This is a genomic window from Anaerosolibacter sp., assembly GCF_029240175.1.
In the GTDB taxonomy this organism is placed as follows: domain Bacteria; phylum Bacillota; class Clostridia; order Peptostreptococcales; family Thermotaleaceae; genus Anaerosolibacter.
Map to the genome: position 1 here is coordinate 238,525 of NZ_JARBTM010000005.1, position 13,930 is coordinate 252,454.

Sequence of the window (13,930 nt, forward strand, 5' to 3'; positions counted from 1 at the left end):
ATCATTACCATAAAGCCGGTTTTTTTCAGGCTTACGGCCTGAGATTCCTTAATCAATAAAAATGTATTCAGAAGGTACTAGGAATCTATATTTTCGAGCGTAATCAAATAGTGCTTTTTTCTGGGCATTCGGACTGTACTCTGGTTGTTCATCGGTACTTACTCCTATATAAAGTGCATCGGTTTGCATTATATCATCTTCTTTATTTTTCCTTAAAACAAGTGTAGCGATAGAGAGAAAGAAAAGCTATAAGATAAGTGACCTTTCCTCAGTAACAATGGTAAAATTTAGCATAATAAAATAATGCCAGAATTAATCTGAGCCTTAAATCTTAGATCTGTATCTACAATTTTGATTACATCAAATATTTTTCAAAAATAGCTTTTATTGGTCTATACAAGAATAACAAAACAATAAAAAGTATAATATGTGTTAGGTAAAATGAAAAGTATTCACTTATTGTTACAGAACTAAATATTGCTGATGTGCTATCCACTCCTTCAATAAAACCTATACTTGCAGCTTGTTTTCTTATCATTAGAACATTACCAATGATTTCAATAATCGTAAATAAAAATATAGAAACTATAAAATGTATTGTAAAATTATATTCATGATCGAATATTTTCATTTTATCTACCTTCCTTGCGCTATTTTATAATTATAAATATGCGAATGGATATAGCATAGTGAATATTTCTATATCTCCAAATTAATTCTTCAACAAGGATAAGAGAGCGTTTTTTCATGATTACAAAAAACATATTTAGCTTAAATAAAACTCCAGAAAACTAGGAGTTTTGTCCTATTTATTGTTTTTTCTACAAATTATGACATTATCTTTGAAAATAATACCATATAATCTAAAGCGTTAGTGTCGATTATGTTAATACTGTTACACTATTAACAGCATATATAAGACAGTTTAAGAAACTACATAGCATAGGGAGGATACGATAAATTATATAAGTTAATTAATATTCCTAGGGAATGGAGGCAGATGTAATCTGTAAAATTTGCTTAGCCATTGGGATATAATGGCACTAACACTTGAGCAACAGATACTAGACAGCAAGGAGGAAACAAAGCAAATGAAGAGAAGCGTATCATGGTTATTAGTACTAATCTTGGTGCTTGCTAGTGTGACATCAGGATTTGCACTAGATCTGAACACTAACCAAAGTGTTATTGCAGGGGAAATAATTAGCATTCCTAATGTGAATGATGGTGAAACTGCTTGGCTTGCTCCAGAAGGAGCAACTTTTTCATCTCTAGTTGAGGATGGAACTACAGTCACAAGTGCAGTATATGAGTTAGGTGCAACAGAAATTAATATCGATGTACCTACAAATGTCGGTGAATATAAGCTATATATCACAGACGGATCTATAATACTATCTGAAGCTGCAGGAATATTGACAGCCACAGCGCCAGTTGCGGCAAATCAAACAGTTCATATTTGGGTTATGGACGCTGTTACAGATGCAGCTCTTGAGGGAGCATTGGTGATCTTTGGTAATGATATTAGTGGTTACGAAGAACTGATTGCTGGTGTTAATGGTGAAGTAGTAATTGAAGCTGAATACGGTGTTTATGAGTTATTCGTAGACAAGTTTGGCTATGAGTCTATAGAAAGAGAAGTAACAGTTGGCGAGTCAACAAACGAACAACATATTACAGTATCCCTTAATCCAGTAGAAGTTAAGGATGTAACATTTAGAGTATTAGATGGTACAACACCAGTGGCTAACGCAGTAGTCTATATTGGTAATCATGGATACACAACAGATGAATTTGGAGAAGCTGCTCTATTATTAGAATATGGAGACCTTGGATTCGATGTAGTAGCTGAAGGCTATAATGATGTTAATGGTATAATTCCTGTTACCGCGGATACCCCAGAGGTAGTAGAAGTACAGATGACTAAGCTTATTGAGGGACAATATGATGTACAAGCAGAGTTTACTATAGGTTCCTTAAAAGTAAGAGTAACCGATGAGAATGGTTCTAGAATCCAGACTTTAAGCGCACCGATGTTAGTTAAGAATGGTTTTGCAGTTATTCCTGCAAGAGCATTTAGCGAAGTATATGGATTTGAGGTACTCTGGAATGCAGATACTAAAGAAATGTATCTTCAAAAAGATGGAATGGAAGCAACATTCGTACATGGTTCAATAAATTTCACTTTTGGCCCAATCGATGGTGAAAAGCAAATATTTGCTGCGGATGTAGCTCCATATGTTTTAGATGGAAGATCATATTTACCTATTTTTGATGTAATCGATAAATATCCAGCCCTAAAAGCAATTAAGAATGATCCTCCGGCACATACAATCAGTCTTAAATTTAGAGAGGCGGATACTCAAGGTAATCCAACAGGAAATGTTATTCCAGGTGTAAGCGTTATAATGGATGGACACACAATAGTAACAAATGCTGAAGGCGTGGCAACTTTTGTTGATGTATTTGGAACACCATCTTACGATGAATCCTACATCACATTCACAGCTATAAAATCTGGCTACATGACAAAGACAAGCGAAGTTCTTTCCAATGGAACAGCCTTATTTGAGATAGCATTAGTAAAATCAGCACCAACCAGCGGAAGTAGTGGCAGTTCCTCTGGTGGCTCTAGTGGCGGTGGTAGCACAACGCCAAGCACACCCGCACTTACTCCTTCTCTAATTTCAGATCAAGTAAAGACAGAAGGAGATAAGGCATTAAATGAATCATTAGCAAAAGGACAAGCGGCTACAATTACTCTTCAAAATGATAAGGACAATAAGGCAGAAGTATCTGCTACCATCATCACTAGATTAGCAGAAGAAAATAAACCTATCTTAATCCAGAACAAAGGTGTTGAAATTAAGTTTGCTCCACAGTCGCTTGTGACACCAGAGTTGAAGAAGGCTCTTGAATCTAAAATCGGCAACTTAGAGTTAGGGGCAAAAGAATTAACAGCTGATGAAACAAAAGATTTGATTGTCAAAGTAACAGAAGGCAATACAGGACTTATTGAAATTGGTGGAAAAGTATTTGATTTAACTGCTCAGATCGTATCTGGTACAACAGTTGAAAAAGTTAAGTCATTTAGCGAACCAGTAGGTATCACTATCGATGTATCCGAATTAAAGATTAGCGAAATAGCTAAATTAACTGGTGTTAGGTATGTAAAGAATGAAGATGGCAGCGTTAAAGCTGTGAAACTAGGCGGTAAATATGACGCAAAAAACAAGACATTCACATTCTTTACAGATCAATTCAGCTTATTCGGAGTGATGCAAGCTGAGGAATTAACTAAGGTTGAATTAACAATTGGACAAAGCGATACTATCGTAAATGATACTGCGAGATATAATGATGTTGCACCAGTAGTTATGAATAATAGAACAATGGTTCCTGTAAGATTTATCGTTGAAAACCTTGGTGGACGAGTAGCTTGGAATGAAACTACAAAAGAAATTTCGATTACCCTTGATGGCAAAGAGTTAAAAATGGTAATTAACCAACCAATTGAAGGATTCGATGCTAACCCAACAATCGTTGATAACCGTACATTAGTACCATTGAGATATGTGTCAGAAGCACTAGGAGCTAATGTATTATGGTTTGGGGAATCAAAAAGAGTTGAAATAGTTAAATAGCACCTATAAGAAAGACATAAAAAAGAGAATTCTAAAGGGGCTGTCTCAAAATAGATAATACTATCTAGGGCTGAGACGCCCTTTTTCTTTTGCAAAAAAATAAGAAAACAGATCCCGAAGAATCTGTCTCTCTGGTATAATGTAGTCACCACAACAAACATACACCAAGGAGATTGTATCATGAATATCAATGAATTTCAATTAATCTTACCAATAAACACCGGCATAATGATTCCTGAGAATGATTCTGTGAGGCTATTAAACAAAGTTGTCGAGCAGTTAGATTTTAAACATCTCTATGACTGTTATGCATCCATAGGCAGACCCCCTGCCCCGCCTAAAATGCTTTTCAAAGTTGTTTCTTATGCCTATATGAACGGTATTTATTCATCTCGAAAGATTGAAACAGCTTGTAGACGAGATATTAATTTTATCTGGCTATTAGGGGGCGAAGAAGCCCCGGATCATAATACAATTAGTCGTTTCCGCAGTGGGCGATTAGCCCATGTTATTGAAGAACTGTTTTATCAGCTAGTTACCCTGTTAGGAGATATGGGTGAGATTGCTTACGAGAATATATTTATTGATGGAACAAAGATTGAAGCTAATGCAAATAAATATTCCTTCGTATGGAAAAAATCCATTCAAAAACATGAGCTTCGACTTCAAGAAAAAATTCAAATACTAATTGAGGAAATTAATCGAGCCTACGGCTGCTCTTACATCATTAATGAAGAAAAAGCTTCCGCTTGTCTTTTGGTTGAAATCTTAGATTTTTTAGAACATCAGAAGTCTGTATTAGGTATTGAATTTGTCCATGGTAAAGGTAAAAGAAAAACCCCCTTGCAAAGACACATAGAAAAACTAAAAGAGTACATAAATACAAAGGAAAAGTATGATAGCTACAATCAAATTTTCGATGGAAGAAATAGCTTTTCAAAGACAGATCATGATGCCACATTTATGCATATGAAAGAAGATCATATGAGAAATTCTCAGTTAAAGCCTGGCTACAATGTACAAATCGGTGTGGAAGGTGAATATGTGGTGGGAATGGACATTTTTAGCGAACGTTCAGATCAACTGACTTTCATCCCATTCATAGAAAAACTTCATGAAAAATTACCAAAGTATCATCAGAATGCAGTCACCGATGGAGGTTATGAAAGTGAGGAAAATTATGCCTTTCTGGAAACCCATAAGCAAAAGGCATTTATTAAACCAACAACCTATGAGATGATAAAGAAAAGTAATTTTAAGAAAAAAATCGATCGCCGTGAGAACATGACCTATGATGCAGAAAAGGATGAATACACTTGCCATAATCAAAGGCAGTTAAGATATATTGGAGATAAAAAGAGGAGATCAAAATCAGGTTATGAATCCAAAATAAAGATCTACGAATGTGAGAATTGTGAAGACTGTGAACATAAGCAGCAGTGCACAAAAGCCAAGGGAAATAAGCAACTCCAAGTAGCAATAGACTTTATCCGATTACGAGAAATTTCACTAGGCAATATTACTGGTGAGGAAGGTATAAAATTGAGAGTAAATCGCTCAATTCAAGTGGAAGGTGCTTTCGGGATATTAAAAGAAGACTATGGCTTCAGAAGATTCTTATTACGTGGAAAGCAGAATGTAAAAACCGAATTTATGTTATTATGTTTTGGTTTTAACATTAATAAGTTGCATAGCAAAATTTTAAAAAATAGATGTGGTGTATCATTATTTAACGTAAAGGTAGCCTAGAAATCTCAAACACATCCTAATTAAAGAGATTTTAAGAACCTCTTTTTGTCGTGCGAAAAACCTAAAAAACAACCTATGCTTTCTAAAAACATGGAGAAAAGCATAGGTTGTTTTTAAGATTTTCATGAAAAAGGAGCTGCCTTTTTCAATGATTTATTCAATCATTTTGAGACAGCCCCTTTAGAATTCTGCTCTTGTTTTATTGCGTGAAACAAATATTTAGCGCTTTAGAGGAAAGCCATGCTGACTATAGCTTGGAGCTTTAGAAAGCTTGACTTAACAGAATAAAAATTATGCATCATACAAAATTAAATGTCAACTAAAATGATATATCGGTTGTACTAAAATAAGATTTCATAAATAAAAAATACGAATCAACTAAGTTTCTTATTTACTATCTAGTAGAGCTGAAGGATCTATTCTGAAATTGAGTAGAATGACCTATTTTAACAGATTCTTTTTCCCACTCGGAGATATTTTTAGGTGGTACAACAGAACCCCAAAGCTTATCCCAATCAAGGTATCCTGTTGCATGGGAATATACGTCATGAACAGCATCGTCTACAGAAGAGTATTGGCATAAAGATATATCGTTTATCTTTAGAACAATTTCACCAGTGGATGAATCAAACTCAATTAACATTACTCCTATAGGACTACGATAACAATACAAATGACATCACCTCCGGATGGATTTTATATTTTTATTTCTACAAAATTAAATAACTTCCTTCAATAAATAATATTTATTTATTGAGAAAATTTATTCAAAAGTGAGAATTATAGATGGATTCTATAGTCGATGAGTTTTAGGTGAGAAAATATAGAATGGAATTGAAAAGTGCGTGAGCTAAGTTGAGGTTTAAGGCAATATCGTCATATCTCGACGTAAAAGATGAAACAGAAAAAACGAACGATATTCTTTGAAAACTAAATAATACGGTATTAAAAATCAAATAACTAGTGCCCCATTTATATTCAAGAACATAATCTGTTAATGAAGTCGTTTTGTGAATGGAGGTATTAGTGTGGCATACTATGTTGAAGTAGAGCCAAATGTAAAAATTTATGTAGAGGATCTTAACCCAAAGGGTAAGAAAACAATCTTGTTTCTACACGGTTGGCCTGGAAGTCATAAGTTGTTTGAATATCAGTTTGATCAACTTCCAAAGATGGGATATAGGTGCATTGGAATAGATACAAGAGGATTCGGTAATTCAGATAAGCCTTGGGGAGGATACGATTATAACCGATTGGCGGACGATGTTCGATGTGTGATTGAAGAACCAAGTTTACAAGATTTCACACTTGCAGGACATTCAACCGGGGGAGCGATTGCTATTAGATATATGGCTAGGCATAATGGATATGGTGTATCAAAACTTGCTCTTTTTGCTGCCGCGGCTCCTAGTCTTATTCGTAGGCCTTATTTTCCATTTGGGTTATCCAGAGAAGCAGTAAATGAAATTATTCAAGGAACATATACAGATCGGCCTAAAATGTTAAAGGGGTTTGGAGACATATTTTTCTTTCAGCATATAAGCGAGTCATTTTCAGATTGGTTCTTCATACTAGGATTAGAGGCATCAAGTTGGGCCACTGCGTCAGTTGCAACCACTTGGTTAGGTGAAGAAAGCTTATTTTACGATCTAAGAAAGATAGATGTACCCACTTTAATTCTCCATGGTATCCATGACAAAGTCTGTCTCTTCCCATTGGCTATAGCCCAAAGGCAAGGTATTAAAAACGCCAAACTTGTACCGTTTCAATATAGTGGTCACGGATTGTTCTATGACCAACGAGATAAATTTAACGAGGAACTGACACGATTTATTGAAGAATACTAAAAACGCAAAGACTGATAATTGATGAAAATACCGTATTATTTAGAAATGAGTTAACGGTATTTTTATGTTGCATTTTAAGGATATTGCGTTAAATTTACATTATGCCCCTCTGACAACCCCGACTGCAACAAATACGAGAAAGCTCAAAAGAAACAGATAAAGAAGAAGATGATTGCAAAGGGTTGCCATTATGGGTGACGGGCTATCCAAAACGTAAATATAGTATATGACTACGCTATGGACGGAAAAAAGAAGATTTCAGAACATTGAAGAGGATATAAAGCAGTTGTTACAGCTAAAGAAAAACATGATTCTGATATAGCATCTCTTAAGGAAAGTCAGACAGAAACGAAAATATACGTAAAGCAAATATTTGAAAGGTTAGATGACATAAAAACACTTTTTACAACAGGGAACCAAAGCACAAACGAAACATGGTCTAATATTGTAATTGAATTGATTAAGTCTATTGGAACTATAGCTGCTATCATAGCAGGAATAAAAATTATAAATTGAGAGGAGCCTGATTTATAGATATTACAACATTTATCTTGAACAGGCTTTAATTTTAATACCAGGACTTTACATATTAGGTATGATCCTAAAAAGGTTGGAGTTTATCCAAGATAGGTTCATCCCATTGATCCTTTTAATTGTAGGTGTTGTTGGAACTATGGCAATTATGGGAAGTAGACTAGATTCGCCAGTTGAGGAAATTAGCACAGGCGATGATCCAAGGTATCCTTGTTACTGGAGCAGCAGTTTATTCAAATCAATTGTTTAAGAAAGCGAAGAAGGATAAAAGAATACAGAATGATGGTGAAGACAATACACAGGCAGGGGCTTCGGCTCCTGTCTCTTTTATTTTTGCTTGTTAGTATACCTTCAATTGATTATTATTATAGGACATTAGTACTAAAATATGATAGTACTAGAGGGATATGTAGAATAATGGAGAAAATTGGTATGTCACAAATTATTAAGACGAGGAGGAAAAATATGAAGAAGAGATTAATTGTTTCAGTTGTAACATGCATGATTTTATTAACTGTAGTGGTAGGAGCTGCAAGTATCAATGGAGATTTTAACGGATTTCCAATCGTAAATGTTCAAGTAAATGGAAAATCTGTAAGCAGTGAGGTTCCAGGTGTGAATCTTCATGGAAAAACTGTATTGCCAATAAAAGCTGTAGCGGAAACTTTTAATGCAATTGTAGAATGGAATGCAGAAACTTGGACTGTAAATCTTGTAAGACCTGAGGTGGATTTGATATTTGCGTCAAATATTGAAGAAGATGAAGATGGTGTGCTTAACATTCAAAATCCTTATAAATATCAGTCAGTGGGTTCAAATAATTCATTTTACACCTATGTATCGATGTCAGATATGAAGCCAGGAAATTATGAATTTAGAGTAGCTATAGCAGATGAAGATGGCAATATAATCTATACTACTAGTCCGAGCACTTATGAGGCTGTAGAGAAAGATGATTCTTTCTATATTACAAATTATTTCGAAAATGTTCGTTTTGATAAAGTAGGAGACTATAAATTTCATTTCCAAATCAGATATGGTAACGAGTTCAAAACCGTACATATAAAAGAAATGTATGTTAGATAACGAAAATACTTTATAAAGCAGGGGCTTAGGTTCCTGTCTTTTTTCTTTTTGTACAGAAATTTTATTTAGTGAAAGAAATATGTTAAATGTATCTTTCACAAAGAGAAAAAAAGCCCTGTAGGGCAGTCATAGGTTAAATGTACCTATACATGCTTTAGGGGGCTATTTTTATTGGATAAACCAACGTAATGAATTTTTTAATACTGAAAGGCCTACGTATTATTTTATGACAGCAAAGGTATATACTCCAGCTGTAACGACACTATCTTTTCGATCAATCTCTACAGTCACTGGACCTTGGCCGCTAACACCAACCTGTACTAGCATTGGAATCTCATAGACTAGGTTCGAAGTACAGTTTTCTGCCGTATTATGAATAGTTACTTCAAGTACATGATCAGTAATCCTTGTGATAGTTAGATCAGTGTAGTTTCCTTCCATTTCCTCCTCGAAGGTACTGTTAGGGAAATCATACATAGAAAGCCACTCTGCATTCGTAAGTTTAAGCCTAAAAGTTTGACTTTCGGTTCCAAATTCGAAGATGTTTTCTTCTTCAATATATAACTTAGGGGCTTTTTTAGCAAAGATATACTTGTGGCCTTCGGAGATTTCTTTGACTTTATCTACTGAATTGTTAGTTGCAGCATAGCTATCAATAGGCATAAGCACAATACTCAATGTAAAAACAAATACCGCAAGTAAGGAAACGAATCTTTTCATACTTTTATTTATTTTGTATCCTCCTTAGATTTATTTTAGTCATTTACTCATCAGTAATGACTATTGGCCTAGCTATAGATTTCAAATTTGAAAGGATAAGGTAAAATATCAGCTGATAAGAATAGTATATCAAAAAAATATAGAAGTAAAGTTAAAATTTGGAATGTAAATGTAAAATAATCCCATATATCTAGTTGATATTGACATCTTAGGCAAACCTGTGTGATTGATTATTAGATATGCATTACTGCATTAAATACACCTTCAACGCAAAAGAGTAACATATAATAAATCCTACTTTTTTGCCATTCAGGAAATTTATGGAATGTGTAGAAATTAGAACTTGGGTGATAAGCCGCATCTACAGGAGAATAAGAACCAAGATTATTTGGGCCATATACAAATGGGATAAATAGTCGCCGTTATAAGGGGGAATAAAATGAAATGGATTATCTTAATAGGTGATGAAAAGTTTATGGACTGAAGTTTGATTTCTTATAAGGAAAGCAAGACGTAGTCCAACTTGCTTGATTGTAAGAGTGTTAGGTACGCCTTGAATGAAGTAGGGTAGGGTAAAATCCCTGCTTTTTAAATTTAAGGAGGGAATAAATGGAATGCGTAGAAGTTAGTATTATGAAATTCTAATCAGCATCTGAGATTTTGCGAAATAAATAGGGGGAGAATGGATATGAAGTATGTAACCTACATTATTATAGGTTTATTAACTTTTTGGATTGTGGAGTTCTTATCGATAAATGTTGGTCAATCCCTTGGAGCAGGACCGTATGAGATAGGGCTTGTAATTAGTGCCATATCAATATTGTGTTCGCTGGTAGTAGTGTGTACCTTGATAATAGTAGATACTATAAAAAGTCACACTCAAATAAAATGAATTTTCTAGATCAAAAACAAGGCTGTTAATAGTGTACTAAATTACTGTTTCGTCTTGAGTATATAGAAGTTATTGAGCTTAACGATTATTAGAGGAGGCATATAAATGAAACGAGAATTCTTTTTTTCAACAAAGGATCTTATTATTGAAGATACCAAGTTTCTAGCAATGTATAAGATCATAGACAATAAAAAATGGTGGGATTTACCTGGTGGTAGAATGGAATTTGGAGAAAATGCAGAGGAAACTCTAGCTAGAGAGATAAAAGAAGAACTGGGCGTGAAGATTAAACCAATTAAGCTGATTGATACATGGAATTATATGCCCAACGAAAAATTTCAAACTATAGGTGTAATATATCATTGTGAAATTATTTCAGGAGAAATTTCTATTTCTGAAGAACATGATGGATATGAATGGATTAATATAGATAATATTGAAGAAGTATTTACTAGAGAAGCATTCAGTGAAAGAATGAAATCATGGATTGGAATTCAATAATTAGCAGCAAAATTGTATATAGGCATTATGCCACCTATTAACTCTAATATTAAATAGAATCGATCTAATAGTTTGGTTATCTAATCGTTTACTATGATGAGACTCAAAGATCATTAAAATATAAGGACACAATTAAACTGACAAGTGGGGGTAGAATCATGAATCAAGTAAATATAAAGAACATAATAGGAAAATCTTTCAAGTTATATTCAGAAAAATTTTCCTTATTCACAGGCATTGCCACCGTATCTTTTATTGCTCAGTTGCTTGAGGTTGCAATTACGCATTTAAGGGTAGGGCATGATTTTTTATCGATGAAGTCTGTAGGATTTTTTATAGGGATGATTTTCCTTGTGATCGATCTAGCCATGATCATAGTGAGTACCACTGTTATTTCCAAAAGATACAATGATGAATATGTTGACCTAAATGAAGCTTTTCTTAGTTGGAGCGGAAGATTAGGAAGGTATATTGGGGTCATGCTGATATTCATTCTTGTAAGTATCATTCCGGCGATTATAGGTACAATAGTCTATGCGTTTGTTACCACAAAAATATTAAAATATTTTCTATTAGGTCTGATGTCTATTCCTGTAATATATTTAATGACGATCTATTCGTTTGCTCCATATGTAGCAATCTTAGAAAGCAAGAATATCAATTCTTTCGCTATGAGTAAGAATTTAGTAAAAAACTATTTTTGGAAGGTAATACTGGTATTCACTATTTCATATGTCATCTTATTTGTGCCATCTTATCTCATAAAAATAGGGCGAGACTATATACCTTTGTTTCAGCGCATAGATAATACATATTTAGAGCTAATAAAGAAATTCATAGCCATTTTTACAGGAGTGTTAACAAATGTATTTTCCATTTCGCTATATTATGCTTTAAAAGAGAAAAGCGAAGCTATTATCGACACAGTGTAATATTGCTTTAGTATTAAAAAGAGATTTAGTGACTGTATTATAACGAGTAATACATGACTATGAGTGACTTGTAATTATGTCGCATTCGTATAACAATGCGACACAGATTGATGTTGCGCTTGGTAGGGGCGATTCACGAATCGCCCATGGACCATAGATACCAACCCACCTGAATAACGTGAAGGATCTGATTGTGGGTCTTTGAGATGCTTCGCTGCGCTCTGCATGACAGCAACTGTGGTGCTATTCATAATGAACATGCCGCTAACATTGGGCGATTCGTGAATCGCCCCTACAATTTTATTGATCTCAACCTGCGACATTTATGTCGTATTCTTCTTATAAAGCGTCGCAACTGTAGAATATCGCGTTCTACTTAAAAAAGGGGGAACGGTTATGGAAATACTGCGTATCATGCTGATTATAACAGCATTAGCAAATTTAATTTTAGCCTACTTAGCTGCTATAGATAAGATAAAACCAACAAAATCAACCCAAATTCTTTATTATATAATTGCTGCCTTATCACTTTTAGGACTTGCTTTTATGATATCTTTAATATAATGTCTTTAGATTGATTTATTACGCAACCTGCTGATATTAAGTAACGATGCAAATATATCTCTTATGTAATACAATATAAGTTTAGTAAAATTAAGAAAAATGAGCAAGCTAGAGTACTGTAGATAAATGGAAAGATAATTGTTATGTAGTTATAGAACTAAGCGAATTGAAAGTAGTTAGATAGAGTAAAGGGGGGAATTGAGAAATGGTACATGTGGTATATTGTGATGACAAAGAAAAGGTTTTGGAGAAAATTATGGATGGCACCAAAACTATGATTGTAAGAGGTGCAGCCGGAAGAAAAATTCCTCATAGTAGAGTTTTTGAAGGCGAAACATTGTACTTTATGAAAAAAGGAACAGGAAAAATCTCTGTTACAGCTACAGTAGCAAGCGTTCAAAACTATGTTAAATTGACAGAAGATGAGATTGTGAAAATACTTGAGAGAAATCAAAGTCAGCTGAATCTAACCAACAAGCAAAAAGAAAGGTGGCGGAAAAAATGCTTGTGCTTAGTTGAATTTAAAGATGTTAAAGAAATTGCTCCTTTAGAATTTGACCATCAGAGTAATATGGATGATTGGCTAATCATTGAAAAAATTGAAGACGTGGTAGTCGGAACAAGCATCCAATATAATTATGACAATTCCAAACTTAAGTGAAGTTTATAAGCAAAGACTTATTATGTTGATTTAATACACCCTAAATAATGAAATTATTCTGGATACAATTAACAATATTGATATTCTTGTTGAAAATGTTATTGTAGAAATAAGAAAGCGTTAAAATAAAAATAAGCTTAAGATATAATCCTCTTGTATTTCGAAATATACATTTAGTGAGGGTTATTTGAAATTATATATATCTAAGAAATAAGCATTTTCAATGCATATAGATATCATATCGTTTTGCGATTTGGAGGACCAGATGGGGAACTGTCTGCAGCTTTAAGATATCTTCATCAAAGGTATAGCATGCCTACTGGTGAGGCAAAAGCATTGTTAACAGATATCGGAACAGAGGAGCTTGCTCACTGGGAAATGATGGGTGCCATGTATCCTGGATTTTTTACCTATTTTGAATGAGTCATTTGATTTTGTCCATAAAACTGGTATTCATCCCCTTCCTTCATAGAGTTGTCTTAAATGGCCATGATACAAATGTATCTGTGAGCGCTCTAAGAGGGGGCACAAAGTTAGAGAACTGAATGTAAAAAACTATATATAAGACTTTTGGCTTATTTATACTTTGTTTAAAAGGAAAAGGCTGAAAAAGGTAGAATAATATCGAAATGACATAAAGTAGATATATGATTGATAAAGGCAAACTTATCGAAAGGTAAGGACGCAAAACCATGGATCTAAGGAATGTTTCATTCTATGATTGACAGGTTGCCAAAGACGTTATGACACATAATAATGCTGGCAGCTTTTTGAGCTGCTATTTTTATTGTGTGTGAAAG

At 34.0% G+C, this 13,930-nt stretch carries 14 protein-coding genes and 1 riboswitch; of the genes, 11 read left to right on the top strand and 3 right to left on the bottom strand.

Annotation, left to right across the window (positions count from 1 at the left end):
* Positions 1–355: 355 nt before the first annotated feature.
* On the bottom strand, positions 356–631 hold the full coding sequence (locus K0R93_RS05255) for a hypothetical protein (protein ID WP_300298574.1): 276 nt from the start codon (positions 629–631) through the stop codon (positions 356–358).
* Between the two features lie 460 nt (positions 632–1,091).
* Here K0R93_RS05255 and K0R93_RS05260 point away from each other — a divergent pair, with 460 nt between their 5' ends.
* The gene (locus K0R93_RS05260; protein WP_300298577.1) at positions 1,092–3,644 is read left to right on the top strand and encodes a stalk domain-containing protein; all 2,553 of its coding nucleotides are present in this window, start codon (positions 1,092–1,094) and stop codon (positions 3,642–3,644) included.
* Positions 3,645–3,824: 180 nt separating this feature from the next.
* The gene (locus K0R93_RS05265; RefSeq protein WP_442870173.1) at positions 3,825–5,393 is read left to right on the top strand and encodes an IS1182 family transposase; all 1,569 of its coding nucleotides are present in this window, start codon (positions 3,825–3,827) and stop codon (positions 5,391–5,393) included.
* A gap of 394 nt (positions 5,394–5,787) precedes the next feature.
* Here K0R93_RS05265 and K0R93_RS05270 read toward each other — a convergent pair whose 3' ends face one another.
* Positions 5,788–6,066, bottom strand: coding sequence for a hypothetical protein (locus K0R93_RS05270; protein ID WP_300298579.1), 279 nt, complete (start codon positions 6,064–6,066; stop codon positions 5,788–5,790).
* Between the two features lie 355 nt (positions 6,067–6,421).
* On the opposite strand from K0R93_RS05270, the gene K0R93_RS05275 reads away from it, so the two are divergent.
* The 4 genes from K0R93_RS05275 (at position 6,422) to K0R93_RS05285 (ending at position 8,860) form a co-directional block, all read left to right on the top strand.
* Complete coding sequence (locus K0R93_RS05275; RefSeq protein ID WP_300298581.1) at positions 6,422–7,240, top strand: alpha/beta fold hydrolase; 819 nt, start codon at positions 6,422–6,424, stop codon at positions 7,238–7,240.
* Between the two features lie 571 nt (positions 7,241–7,811).
* A complete protein-coding gene (locus K0R93_RS19290; protein WP_442870174.1) occupies positions 7,812–8,024 on the top strand; it encodes a phage holin family protein in 213 nt (70 codons plus the stop codon).
* Positions 7,948–8,118 (top strand): hypothetical protein, encoded by a 171-nt coding sequence (locus K0R93_RS19110; RefSeq protein ID WP_330685034.1) that lies wholly within the window; start codon positions 7,948–7,950, stop codon positions 8,116–8,118. The genes K0R93_RS19290 and K0R93_RS19110 overlap by 77 nt, the downstream gene beginning before the upstream one ends.
* Positions 8,119–8,239: 121 nt before the next feature.
* A complete protein-coding gene (locus tag K0R93_RS05285; protein WP_300298584.1) occupies positions 8,240–8,860 on the top strand; it encodes a stalk domain-containing protein in 621 nt (206 codons plus the stop codon).
* A 219-nt stretch (positions 8,861–9,079) separates the two neighbouring features.
* On the opposite strand, the gene K0R93_RS05290 is transcribed toward K0R93_RS05285, so the two are convergent.
* The gene (locus tag K0R93_RS05290; protein ID WP_300298587.1) at positions 9,080–9,580 is read right to left on the bottom strand and encodes a hypothetical protein; all 501 of its coding nucleotides are present in this window, start codon (positions 9,578–9,580) and stop codon (positions 9,080–9,082) included.
* A gap of 997 nt (positions 9,581–10,577) precedes the next feature.
* Between K0R93_RS05290 and K0R93_RS05295 the strand changes: the two genes are divergently transcribed.
* The 5 genes from K0R93_RS05295 to K0R93_RS05315 all read left to right on the top strand — a co-directional run bounded on the left by K0R93_RS05295 (position 10,578) and on the right by K0R93_RS05315 (position 13,553).
* Complete coding sequence (locus tag K0R93_RS05295; protein WP_300298590.1) at positions 10,578–10,973, top strand: NUDIX domain-containing protein; 396 nt, start codon at positions 10,578–10,580, stop codon at positions 10,971–10,973.
* A 158-nt stretch (positions 10,974–11,131) separates the two neighbouring features.
* Positions 11,132–11,905: a hypothetical protein gene (locus tag K0R93_RS05300; RefSeq protein ID WP_300298593.1), complete on the top strand. Its 774-nt coding sequence runs from the start codon at positions 11,132–11,134 to the stop codon at positions 11,903–11,905.
* Between the two features lie 396 nt (positions 11,906–12,301).
* The gene (locus K0R93_RS05305) at positions 12,302–12,469 is read left to right on the top strand and encodes a hypothetical protein (RefSeq protein ID WP_300298596.1); all 168 of its coding nucleotides are present in this window, start codon (positions 12,302–12,304) and stop codon (positions 12,467–12,469) included.
* A gap of 205 nt (positions 12,470–12,674) precedes the next feature.
* Positions 12,675–13,130 carry a hypothetical protein gene (locus tag K0R93_RS05310; protein ID WP_300298599.1) on the top strand — a complete coding sequence of 152 codons (456 nt, stop codon included), beginning with the start codon at positions 12,675–12,677 and terminating at the stop codon, positions 13,128–13,130.
* A gap of 246 nt (positions 13,131–13,376) precedes the next feature.
* The gene (locus tag K0R93_RS05315) at positions 13,377–13,553 is read left to right on the top strand and encodes a manganese catalase family protein (RefSeq protein WP_330685035.1); all 177 of its coding nucleotides are present in this window, start codon (positions 13,377–13,379) and stop codon (positions 13,551–13,553) included.
* Between the two features lie 226 nt (positions 13,554–13,779).
* Positions 13,780–13,867: riboswitch (cyclic di-GMP riboswitch) on the top strand.
* The last annotated feature ends 63 nt before the right edge of the window (positions 13,868–13,930 follow it).